At 35.0% G+C, this 11,909-nt stretch carries 12 protein-coding genes; all 12 read left to right on the forward strand.

Going from position 1 to position 11,909, the window contains the following annotated elements; genetic code table 11:
- Nucleotides 1-222 precede the first annotated feature (222 nt).
- Entirely contained in the window at nucleotides 223-1,986 is a 1,764-nt protein-coding gene (locus tag EHQ59_RS14265) for an ABC transporter ATP-binding protein (RefSeq protein ID WP_341867152.1), read from the forward strand.
- A 96-nt stretch (nucleotides 1,987-2,082) separates the two neighbouring features.
- Entirely contained in the window at nucleotides 2,083-2,625 is a 543-nt protein-coding gene (locus EHQ59_RS14270; RefSeq protein WP_135620315.1) for a D-glycero-alpha-D-manno-heptose-1,7-bisphosphate 7-phosphatase, read from the forward strand.
- Nucleotides 2,625-3,344, forward strand: a complete 720-nt coding sequence (locus EHQ59_RS14275; protein ID WP_135620316.1) for a sugar phosphate nucleotidyltransferase — start codon at nucleotides 2,625-2,627, stop codon at nucleotides 3,342-3,344. The genes EHQ59_RS14270 and EHQ59_RS14275 overlap by 1 nt, the downstream gene beginning before the upstream one ends.
- Nucleotides 3,341-4,729, forward strand: coding sequence for a GHMP family kinase ATP-binding protein (locus EHQ59_RS14280; protein ID WP_135620317.1), 1,389 nt, complete (start codon nucleotides 3,341-3,343; stop codon nucleotides 4,727-4,729). Before EHQ59_RS14275 ends, EHQ59_RS14280 begins: the two co-directional genes overlap by 4 nt.
- On the forward strand, nucleotides 4,726-6,618 hold the full coding sequence (locus tag EHQ59_RS14285) for an N-acetylneuraminate synthase family protein (protein ID WP_167481420.1): 1,893 nt from the start codon (nucleotides 4,726-4,728) through the stop codon (nucleotides 6,616-6,618). Before EHQ59_RS14280 ends, EHQ59_RS14285 begins: the two co-directional genes overlap by 4 nt.
- Nucleotides 6,618-7,196, forward strand: a complete 579-nt coding sequence (locus EHQ59_RS14290) for a D-sedoheptulose-7-phosphate isomerase (RefSeq protein ID WP_135620318.1) — start codon at nucleotides 6,618-6,620, stop codon at nucleotides 7,194-7,196. The genes EHQ59_RS14285 and EHQ59_RS14290 overlap by 1 nt, the downstream gene beginning before the upstream one ends.
- Nucleotides 7,193-8,065, forward strand: coding sequence for a class I SAM-dependent methyltransferase (locus EHQ59_RS14295; protein ID WP_135620319.1), 873 nt, complete (start codon nucleotides 7,193-7,195; stop codon nucleotides 8,063-8,065). The genes EHQ59_RS14290 and EHQ59_RS14295 overlap by 4 nt, the downstream gene beginning before the upstream one ends.
- A 3-nt stretch (nucleotides 8,066-8,068) precedes the next feature.
- Nucleotides 8,069-8,893: a sugar phosphate isomerase/epimerase family protein gene (locus tag EHQ59_RS14300; RefSeq protein WP_135620320.1), complete on the forward strand. Its 825-nt coding sequence runs from the start codon at nucleotides 8,069-8,071 to the stop codon at nucleotides 8,891-8,893.
- A 5-nt stretch (nucleotides 8,894-8,898) separates the two neighbouring features.
- Nucleotides 8,899-9,642, forward strand: a complete 744-nt coding sequence (locus EHQ59_RS14305) for an acylneuraminate cytidylyltransferase family protein (protein ID WP_135620321.1) — start codon at nucleotides 8,899-8,901, stop codon at nucleotides 9,640-9,642.
- Entirely contained in the window at nucleotides 9,643-11,028 is a 1,386-nt protein-coding gene (locus EHQ59_RS14310; RefSeq protein WP_135620322.1) for an aspartate aminotransferase family protein, read from the forward strand.
- On the forward strand, nucleotides 11,025-11,459 hold the full coding sequence (locus tag EHQ59_RS14315; protein ID WP_135620323.1) for a VOC family protein: 435 nt from the start codon (nucleotides 11,025-11,027) through the stop codon (nucleotides 11,457-11,459). Before EHQ59_RS14310 ends, EHQ59_RS14315 begins: the two co-directional genes overlap by 4 nt.
- Nucleotides 11,456-11,909: class I SAM-dependent methyltransferase (locus tag EHQ59_RS14320; protein ID WP_135620324.1), on the forward strand; the 454-nt coding region annotated here is incomplete at its 3' end. The genes EHQ59_RS14315 and EHQ59_RS14320, both read left to right, overlap by 4 nt.

Here is an 11,909-nt window from a genome sequence, read left to right on the forward strand (position 1 = left end):
TCTAGGTTATGTGAGTCCTGAAAAATTTGAGTTAAATTGAATTAGAAAAGTGTCCGAAAAAACGTAATCAGGCTAAAAAGGAATTTGGAAAACTATGTTCTTACATAGTAAATTGTGTCTTGATCAATTGATTGTAGAGTAGAAATGGAAAAGGAAGCAGTTGAGAATGTAATTGTATTTTTAGAGGCGGTAAGTGGGAGATGGTTGTTTTGAGGATGGTGGTTGAAAATTAAAAGAATGGAAACAGGTCAAAATAGTCAAATAAGAAGTGATTATCTTAAACTTTGGTGCTTACTATCGAAAAGAAGGAAAATTCAATACTTCTTTGTTCTGATTTTTATCGTCATCACTTCGTTCGCTGAAGTGTTGAGTCTCGGTGCTATAATCCCATTTTTAGGTGTTTTGATTTCGCCCGAAAAAGTATTCGAAATTGAGGAACTTAGATTTCTCTGGAATATACTAGAAGTTTTTAATTCTAGCCAAATTCTTTTTCCTATTACAATTCTATTTGCATCAGGAGCAATTGTAGCAGGTATTTTTCGATTAAGTTTATTGTACATTAGCACTCGGCTCTCCTTTGCTATTGGTGCAGATTTAAGTACGGAAATATATAAAAGAACCTTATACCAATCCTATACCATCCATGTATCAAGAAATACTGCAGATGTGATAAGCGGTATTACTTCAAAAGCAAATGGGGTTGTCGCTTACGTTTTACAACCAATTTTATCATTAGTGTCTTCATTGATTTTGCTCATTGTGATACTGTTGGGATTGATTACAATTGAGCCTGTGATTACATCACTTGCATTTTTCATTTTTGGGGCTCTCTATTTAACGATTGCACTATTTGCTAAGAAAAAATTGGCTCGTGATGGCAAGATTGCTTCTGACAGCCAAACGAAATTACAGAAGTCTTTGCAGGAAGGTCTTGGAGCAATTCGTGATGTGATATTAGATGGCACTCAAAAATTTTATATCGATCTTTATGCGAAAGCAGATAATCCATACAGACGAGCGCTGGGCAATAGTCAGTATACAAGTACGAGTCCTAGATATACCATCGAAGCAATAGGTATCGCACTGATGGCGATTTTTGCTTATCAATTAAGCATCACCTCATCCAATCTCCTGAGCATTATTCCTTTATTGGGATCTTTAGCTATGGGAGCACAACGAATGCTTCCCGTATTGCAGCAGTCATACACTGCTTGGGCTTATTTAAAAATCGGAAAATCAACATTAACGGATGTAATGGCTTTGTTGAATCAACCGCATACCTATGGAGAGAGAAACAAACTAACGGAAGAACGAATAGACTTAATGTCAGCGATTGAATTAAAGAATGTATCATTTAGATATGGCAATGATCTGCCTTGGGTAATCAAGGACATTTCTCTAAAAATTGAAAAGGGAAAACGGATTGGTTTTATCGGAAAAACGGGAAGTGGCAAAAGTACACTTATTGATTTAATCATGGGTCTTTTGACAGCAACGAATGGCGCGCTTTTTGTGGATGAAACAGAAATTTCTCAAAACAATGTGAATCAATGGCAAAGAAATATCGCACATGTTCCACAATCGATTTATTTGTCAGACAGTTCCATTGCTGAAAATATTGCCTTTGGTATTCCAAGTGAAGAATTAGATATGCAGAGAGTGCGAGAAGCCTCACAGAAGGCTCAGATAGCAAATCACATTGAATCCTTGAAAGATGGTTATAATACAATCGTTGGGGAACGAGGGATTCGTCTATCGGGTGGTCAAAGGCAAAGAATAGGCATTGCGCGGGCATTATATAAAAATGCATCAGTAATTGTTTTTGATGAAGCAACCAGTGCCTTGGATCATGAGACAGAAAAAGCAGTTATGGAAGCAATCGAAGGCTTAGGAAAAGATTTAACGATCCTTATGATTGCGCATCGGCTTTCAACTGTAGAAAGTTGTGATATGATTGTTAAATTGGAAGATGGAAAGATTGTTTGATTAACACAGCGTAACAGATTACAATAATATTAAAAGAATAGTCCTCCGATTCAATAGTCAAATCCAACAAAAAGAAATTTAAAAGAATTTCTAAAAATGAAGCCAGCCCTTTTTTTAGACCGAGATGGAGTCATCAATGAAGACTTTGATTATGTTTATCAAATCAAAGATTTTCAATTTAAATCTGGAATATTTGAATTGTGTAAGATAGCCAATCAAAAAGGTTACAAGATTTTTGTTATCACAAACCAAGCTGGAATTGCAAGGGGATATTATTCAGAGAGAGACTTTCTGAAACTAACGAAGTGGATGAAAGATGAGTTTGAGAAACAAAATTGTAAAATCACTCATGTCTATTATTCACCATACCATCCGGAATTTGGGAATACCAAGTATAAACGCCAATCGATATTTCGTAAACCTAACCCAGGAATGATTTTGAAAGCTCAATATAGATACTCAATTGATTTGGAAAATTCTATCTTAGTTGGAGATCAAAATACAGATGTGGAAGCTGGATTGAAAGCGGGGATTGGGAAAAATTTTTTACTTTTGAATGAAGGCAAAAAAAACAACTCCTCTCATCATGCAGAAGCCATACAGATCAAAAATTTAGGTGAGGTGATTCCATTTTTATAATGGAACCAAAAAATATCCCCATTTTCATTTTAGCAGGCGGTAGGGGTACGAGATTGGCCTCTGTTGTTAATGATGTTCCGAAACCTCTTGCTCCAGTAAACGGAAAACCGTTCCTTGTATATTTACTTGAAAATTATATAGAACAAGGTTTTCGGAAATTCTATTTTTTATTACATCACAAAGCGAACCAAATTAAAGAATGTATTGATTCTTTGAAAAATTCAATTTTAACAGATTGCGAAATTCATTACTCAGTTGAACCAACTTTACTTGGAACTGGTGGATCTGTTGCTTACACAATTCAATCCCTTCAAATCAAAGGTGATTTTTTAATTGTGAATGCAGACACCTGGGTTGATCCAATTTCTATGGAACAGCTAGCCAAATCTAAGGCACCTTCCATAGGAGTCATCTTTATACCGGATGTATCAAGGTATGGAAAGGTTACAATTGAAGAAGGTATGATTCAGAAATTTGAGGAAAAAAAAGAGAATGCTGGTTCAGGTTGGATTAATGCGGGAATTTATAAATTGAATGCAGATTTGTTTCTCGGAAAAGATGGGGAGTTTTCAATGGAAAAAGAAATTTTCCCAAAACTAGTTTTTGAAAACTTACTTCGAGCCATTCCATTGGATACAGATTTTATTGATATTGGTATTCCTGAAGATTATAAACGTTTTCAAAATTGGATTATTTCTGGTCGGGAGAATAAACTTTGAGTTTTGACTTATTTATTGTTTCAAGTAGTAATTCGGTAGAGGAAACATTATCTAAAATCGAATTAAATCATCTCGGCTTTGCTCTCGTGAAAGACAAAGAAAACCAAATCATAGGTTTGGTTACTGATGGTGACATCCGTCGGATTTTATTAAAAGGAAAAAATCTAAATACATCAATATTCGAATGTATGAACAGTGAGTTTACTTGGGCATCCAGTCAAACTCCCAGAGAACAATTATTAAAAATGCTAGATTCTCGCATACGTTTCATTCCTGTATTGGATGAAAAAAGAAGTTTAGTAGGAATTGTTACCAAAGATGAGCTACCTCATTTAGAAGAACGTAAAATTTATGCTAGAGCTAGATCACCGGTTCGGATTAGTTTTGGAGGTGGTGGATCTGACCTAACTCATTTTTTTAGCAATGAGAAAGGAGCAGTGATCAACTCCACAGTCAGCTTATACACTCATGCTACATTAAGAATCAGAGAAGATTATCGAATCATACTCAATTCAGGTGACCTAAAAGATAAAATTGAATTCTCTGATTTTGATGAGTTAACCAAAACAGTAAGTAAATTTAAATTGTTTCAGGCTGTAATCAAAGTTGCACGACCAAATTTTGGATTCGAGTTGTATGTGCATTCTGACTATCCAATGAATTCAGGTTTAGGTGGGTCTGCAGTTGTTGCTTCTGCTATACTTGGATGTTTTAATCAATTTAGAAAAGATAAATGGGATAACCATGAAATTGCGGAACTAGCGTTTCAAGCTGAGAGACTTGATATGGGAATTGCAGGAGGGTGGCAAGACCAATATGCGACTGTTTTTGGTGGTTTCAATTTTATGGAATTTGCCATGGACCAAAACATTGTGCACCCGCTTCGTTTATCAAAAGATACTTTGATAGAATTAGAAGAGAGTTTAATTTTATGTGATACTGCCACTACGCATGACTCAGGGAATATTCACGATGACCAACGTGAAACCATGAAACAATCAGATATCAAACAGAGAGTTCAATCGAATGTGGAACTAACGTATGAAATGCGAAATCACTTACTAAGAGGTCGGTTGTTAGAATTTGGAAAGTGTTTGCATAAGGCATGGGAAATCAAAAGAGGCTTAAGTTCCAAAATATCAAATCAATTCTTAGATAAAATATATGAAAATGCAATAGTCCACGGTGCAATAGGTGGAAAATTATTAGGAGCTGGTGGTGGTGGATTTTTTTTGTTTTATGTTCCACCATTTCAAAAACATAAAATTTTGGAATGGATGGAATCAGCAGGATTAAACTACCGACCGTTTCGTTTTGATTCGGAAGGCTTACATGCATGGACAGTTAGAGAAGAACTAGATAATGAGGAAATGACTGTAATATGATTAAAATCGGAAATTTTGAGATTGGAGCTGGAAGGACATTTGTGATTGCTGAGATTGGAAACAATCATAATGGAGATTTGAATAAGGCTTTTGAGTTAGTAGATGTTGCCGTTGAAGTTGGTGCAGACTGTGCAAAGTTTCAAATGCGTCACTTAGATGAGGTATATAGAAGCAAAAGTTTGCTTAAATCAGGAGAAGATCTTGGTACTGAATATATTTTGGATCTTTTAGAAAAGTTTGAGTTGAATAAAGAATTTCATCGCAAACTTAACCAATACTGCAAAGAAAAAGGAATTTTATATTTATGTACTCCCTGGGACAGCAAAAGTGTCGATGTTTTAGAAACGTTCCCAGTTCCTGCATATAAGGTTGCTTCTGCTGATTTAACTAATGTGAAACTACTTGATAGGCTTATTGAAACTAAAAAACCATTAATTTTATCTACTGGAATGAGCCAAACGCAGGAGATATTGTTTACACGTGATTATCTAACAAAAGCGAATTCTGAATTCGTATTTTTACATTGTAATAGCACATATCCCGCACCTCTTCATGATATAAATTTGAAATGGATGAATCAATTACGGGAATTTCATAACTACATCGGTTATTCAGGACATGAACGAGGAATCAATGTTACTCTTGCTTCTGTTGCTCTAGGTGCTATGATTGTTGAACGCCATCTAACATTAGATAGAACTATGGAAGGACCTGATCATGCTGCAAGTTTGGAAATGAAAGAATTCAAAACACTTGTATCTGGAATTCGTGAAATAGAACTGGCAACTGGAACAAGCCAATATGAAAGAAAAGTTAGCCAAGGGGAGATGATCAATCGAGAAAATCTTTCTAAAAGTTGTGTTGCGGCTGTTCCAATTTCAAAAGGAACAATCATTACAAAAGATATGGTAAAGGTTTTGAGTCCTGGCCAAGGACTTTCACCTCAGAAAATGTATGATTTAATTGGAAAAAAGATGCAACGAGATATGGATGTTGAGGATTATTTTTTCCCTTCTGATCTATCTGAAAAAAGAATTGAACCAAGACAATATAAGTTTACGCATCCTTGGGGCGTTCCTGTAAGATACCATGATTTTCAAGAATATTACCAGAGGGTAAAACCCGATTTATTTGAATTTCACCTTTCCTACTCAGATATGGAGTTGGATCCAAATCAATATTTGACAGGCACTTATGAATGTGAATTTGTAATACATGCTCCCGAGTTATTTGAAGGAAGCCATCTTATGGATTTAGCTACTCCGGATGAAAGTTATAGAAAAATTTCCCTAAAAGAAACTCAAAGGGTGATTGATATCACTCGCGCACTTAAGAAATTTTTTCCAAAAACAAAAAAGCCATTCATAGTAGCAAACATTGGCGGAATTTCCATGGATGGGAATTTACCAAAAGAGATATTACCTTCATATTATCAACGTTTTGGTGAAAGTTTGAAATCATTAGATTTGGAAGGGGTTGAATTAATCCCACAAACAATGGCTCCATTTCCATGGCATTTTGGAGGACAAAGATACCAAAATATTTTTGTTCATATTGCAGAAATTGAAGAATGGTGTAAAAAGCTAAACTTAAGAATGTGTTATGATGTATCTCATACAATGTTAACCTGCAATCACTTTGGGTATGACTTTTATGATTTTTCTGAAAGGATTGCACCCTTTACAGCGCACATCCATATGGGAGATGCAAAAGGGCTCAATGGTGAGGGTTTACAAGTGGGAGAGGGAGATATTGATTTTAACCGCCTTGGAAAAATTTTCGCAAAACACGCACCAAATGCTTGGTTCATTCCTGAAATTTGGCAAGGTCATAAAAATGGTGGAGAAGGGTTTTGGATCGCCCTGGAAAAATTAGAAGGAATTCTTTAATGTCTTTTGAAACAATCAGGAATGTCATCCAAGCATCGATTGATGTTAAAAAAGAAATTTTGGATTCAGAACTAATTTTGGCACAAATTGATGAACTTGCCAACCATTGTTTAAAATCCTTACAATTAGGTGGAAAAGTAATTTTTGCCGGGAATGGTGGGAGTTTTGCCGACTCTCAACACCTCGCAGCGGAATTTATATCTCGCCTTCAATTTGATCGCGAACCTCTTGCATCAATTGCATTGGGAACCAATAGCTCGTCAACGACAGCCATTGGAAATGATTATGGATTCGATCAAATATTTGTAAGAGAATTAAAAGCTGTATCTCGAAGTGGAGATGTATACATACCAATTAGTACAAGCGGTAATAGTCAAAATATACTAGCGACGATTGAAACAGCAAAAAGGTTGAACTTACATGTGGTTGCCTTGACTGGAAGTACAGGTGGTAAGTTAAAAGGACAAATTCCCTGTATATGTGTTCCATCGACAAGGACAGAACGAATCCAAGAATGTCATATTATGATTGGACATATTATTTGTGGATTAGTTGAGGATCGATACTTCAAAAAATGACTCTAACACATTGTTATTTATGTAATTCAAATTCCTTTCTCAACCGACCAGGCAAAGTTAGAGATAATAGTAATCTTGAAATTAAAGAATGTGAAAACTGTGGTTTAGTTTTTTTGTCTTCTTTTGATCATATTGACCAAGCGCATTACAAAGATTCTGGTATGCATGGAAATGATTTACCTGAAATACCAGAATGGTTGAATGAAACAGAAAAAGATGACGAAAGACGATTTCAGTTTTTGAAAGATAAACTAACCAACCGAACGATATTAGATTTTGGATGTGGAGTCGGTGGTTTTTTACTAAAAGCAAAAACAATTTCGAAGTCTGTTGGTGGCATTGAATTAGAAACACGTTTGCAAACACATTTTATTGAAAATGGCTTAGATGTATCTACTGATTTAGCAGAGCTCATCAGTAAAGGGAAAACTTTTGATATAATCACTGCATTTCACGTAGTAGAACATCTCTCCGATCCAGTGAGTATCATCAAATCTCTCTCAAAACTATTGAATCAAAATGGAGAGTTGATCATAGAGGTTCCAAGTTCAAATGATGTTCTCTTGAGCTTGTATGAGAATAAAGCCTTTTCTGAATTTACCTATTGGAGTCAGCACTTATTTCTTTTTAACGCAAACACTTTAGATGCCTTGATAAAACGCACAAATTTAAAACTAAATTGGATCAAACACATTCAGCGTTATCCTCTTTCCAATCATTTGTACTGGCTAACAAAAGGTAAACCGGGTGGGCATAAGATTTGGAACCAATTAAATTCAGTAGAATTAGAAAAAAATTATGAGGCAGTTTTGGCTGCGAATGGTCTTACTGATACAATCATTGCATCGGTATCATTACACAAGGAATAAGTCATGAATAATCCTTTAGGAGTTATGCAAGGGAGATTACTCCCTAAATACAAGGGAAGATACCAAGCACATCCAGTCGATTATTGGCAAGATGAGTTTCCTATCGCTAAATCCTTGGGTCTTGATTGTATTGAATTCATCCTCGATTACAACGATTTTGAAAAAAATCCTCTAGTATCTGATTCAGGAATAGTTCAGATACAAAAACAAATGAATGAAACAGGTGTGAAGGTACTTTCCATTTGCGCCGATTATTTTATGGAAGCACCTTTCCATTCTGAAGATTTAGAAATTGTGAAAGAAAGTCAGAAAGTCTTGTTAAAATTGTTACGCCAAGGGAAAAAACTTGGAGTTAATGATATTGTAATTCCATGTGTAGACCAATCTTCCTTAAAAACAGAGATAGACAAAAAGAAATTTTTAGAAAGATTATCACCACTGGTAAAAGAAGCTGAAAATCTAAATATTAATTTGTCTTTAGAATCTGATTTGGGACCTAGTGATTTCTTAGATGTCATAAGGATGTTTGATTCTCGGTCTGTAAAAGTAAACTATGATATTGGGAATAGTGCCTCGTTAGGATTCGATCCAGATGAGGAATTCAATATGTATGGAAAATATATTAGTGATATTCATATCAAAGATAGAAAGCTAAATTCAGGATCCGTCGAATTGGGAACAGGGGATGCGCAATTTCAGAAAGTTTTAAATCAGATACAACATTTGCATTATGAGGGACCTTTGATTATGCAAGCTTATCGAGATGATGAAGGATTAGAAATATTTAAACGTCAATTAGATTGGGTACGAAGGAATTTTTTAATTTAAAATATATGAGTAATACGATTGCAATCATCCCTGCAAGAAGTGGATCAAAAAGTATAAAAGATAAAAATTTAGCTAAATTGAGTGGGCATCCCCTTATTGCCTATAGTATTGCTGCTGGAGTTTTGTCTAAATCTGTAATTCGAACAATTGTATCTACTGACTCAGAAGAATATGCAGCGATTGCTAAAAGATATGGTGCTGAAGTGCCTTTCCTACGTCCTGCCGAATATTCTACCGACACTTCAACAGATAGGGATTTTATGCTTCATGCCATGCAATGGATAAAAGAGAAGGAAAATAAAGTACCCGAATACTGGGTGCATCTAAGACCAACAACACCATTACGGGATCCGAAACATATTGATGAAGCTTTAAAAATGATAGAATTGGATGCTGATGCTACGGCTTTACGTTCTGCTCATATTTGTTCTGAATCACCATTTAAGTGGTTTAGAAAGAATGAAAGTGGTTATCTTACTGCATTGACTACTGAAGAGACCTCACTTGATAGGTTTAATTTGCCTAGGCAATCATATCCAGATGTTTTCATTCCAGATGGTTATGTGGATGTAGTAAGAAGTTCTTTTGTCTTAGGAACAAATTTTTTTCATGGAAATAAAGTTATAGGTTATGTTTCTCCAGCTTGTACTGAAGTAGATTCACCTGAAGAGTTAGATATACTTGAATTCCAAATTAAGAAATACGGTTCCCCATTATTAGAATATTTGAATCACTTGGAGAGTAAATAAATGGCAGGTCATGGATTTAGTCATATCCCACAAGAAGTTGAAAAGGTTAATTCAAAGTATCGTAAAATAAATACTCAGATACCAGTTCCAGAAAGTATCCCATTGCTAAAGAAGATGTATGAGTTGGAATCCCGATCTATGCATGGTCAAATGCCAATTATTTGGGATAAAGCAGAAGGGTTTCAAGTTTATGATAAATGGGGAAATACTTGGATCGATTTTAGCAGTACTATTTTTGTAACGAATTGCGGTCATGGGAACAAACGGATAGTTGATGCATTAAAAAAAGTACTCGATAAACCGCTATTACATACTTATACTTACGGCAATATTGAAAGGATTGAGTATCTAGAATATTTAATTGCTAACACTCCAAAACAATTTGAAAAAGCATTTTTGTTATCTGCTGGAACTGAAGCAACTGAATGTGCTTTAAAATTAATGAGATTACATGGCCAAAAAAAAGGCAAAAAAAAAGGTGGTATCATCTGTTTTGAAGGAAATTGGCATGGTCGGACGTTAGGTGCTCAAATGATGGGATGGAATCCTAGTCAAAAGGAGTGGATTGGATATCTAGATCCAAATATTTTCCACATGCCATTTCCTTATCCTTGGAGAGAAGAAGCCGTTAAGGATCCTATAGGTTTTTTTACAAAAGGATTGGAAACCCTTTGTAAGGAAAAGAATATCGATCCAAAAACTGACATTTCTGGATTTATGTTGGAAACATTTCAAGGATGGGGTGCTGTTTTTTATCCAAAGGAATTTGTACAAGCATTAGTTGAGTTTGCACATATGAATGATATATTAGTTTCATTTGATGAAATGCAGGCTGGTTTTGGACGTACTGGAAAATTATTTGGTTATATGCATTATGGAGTAGAACCTGATATTTTATGTTGTGGTAAAGGAGCTGCTTCCAGTTTACCATTATCCTTAGTTTTAGGATCTGCAGAAGTTATGGATCTTCCTGATATTGGTTCAATGAGTTCTACTCACTCTGCAAGTCCAATGATCTGTGCCGCAGGGAAAGCAAATTTAGAAGCTTTACTTGAAGATGGTTACATATCTAATTCAGAAAAATTAGGACTCAAATTTCATGAAGAACTTCAAAAAATAAGAACAAAATATTCTAATTTTATCAGTTCCATACAAGGTGTTGGTCTCCTTGCTGCAGTGATTTTTAATGATCAAAATGGAAAACCTTTATCTTCTCTTTGCGATTTGATTTCCGAATATTGTTTGCAAAGAGGTTTAATTGTTGTTCATACAGGCCGTGAATCCATAAAACTAGCACCGCCACTTTCAATTAATGAAGAAGCTTTATTGGAAGGATTAAATGTCTTTTCAAGTGCGATCGATGATGCTATCAAAAAGTCTATATGATAAAAAAAACTAGGCATACAGGATTAGTCATAAGAAATCTTAATAAGTCATTGAACTTCTATGAAAATCTTGGTTTTCAATTATGGAAGAGAGAGGTTGAAGAAGGGAAATTTATAGATACTGTTGTTGGTATTCAATCAGTAAGTGTGGAAACAGCAAAACTACACGGTCCAGATGGTTCTATGATTGAATTACTTCAATATCATTCTCATCCAGAGAAAAAGGAAAAGGTAAATTCACCTTCCAATACTCTCGGTTGTTCTCATATAGCATTTACAGTCGATAATATTGAAGAAACATGTAAGCAGATTATCGACATGGGAGGTAACCTGGTCAATCATCCTGCCATATCACCCTCTGGAAATGTTAAAGTTGCATATTGCCACGATATAGATGGGATAATACTTGAATTAGTGGAGGAACTCGTATGACGGATTATTTAAGAGTTGTTTATGATGAAGGATCACATCCATATACAGATTATCCTAGTAAACTAGTTTCTTATCTTTATCAATCGTTTGGACTAAAGCCTGGATTAAAAATACTAGAACCAGGTTGCGGCAGAGGTGAATTTCTATTAAATTTTAAAAAAATGGGATTGGACTGTGTAGGCGTAGATCTTTCAAAAGAGGCAAAGAAGTTTTTAGCAACACAGGAAATTCCAGTCCATCTATGTAATGCGGATCAGGATAAATTACCTTTCAAAGATAATACCTTTGATGTAATCTATAATAAAAGTTTCTTAGAGCATTTACAAAATCCTGACTTTTTCTTAAAGGAAGCAAGAAGGGTATTAAAACCCGGTGGAATTTTGATTTGTTTAGTTCCTGATTGGGAATCAAATTATAAAATTTATTTTGATGATTTTACTCATAGAACCC

It is taken from the genome of Leptospira kemamanensis (genome assembly GCF_004769665.1).
Classification (GTDB): Bacteria; Spirochaetota; Leptospiria; order Leptospirales; family Leptospiraceae; genus Leptospira_A; species Leptospira_A kemamanensis.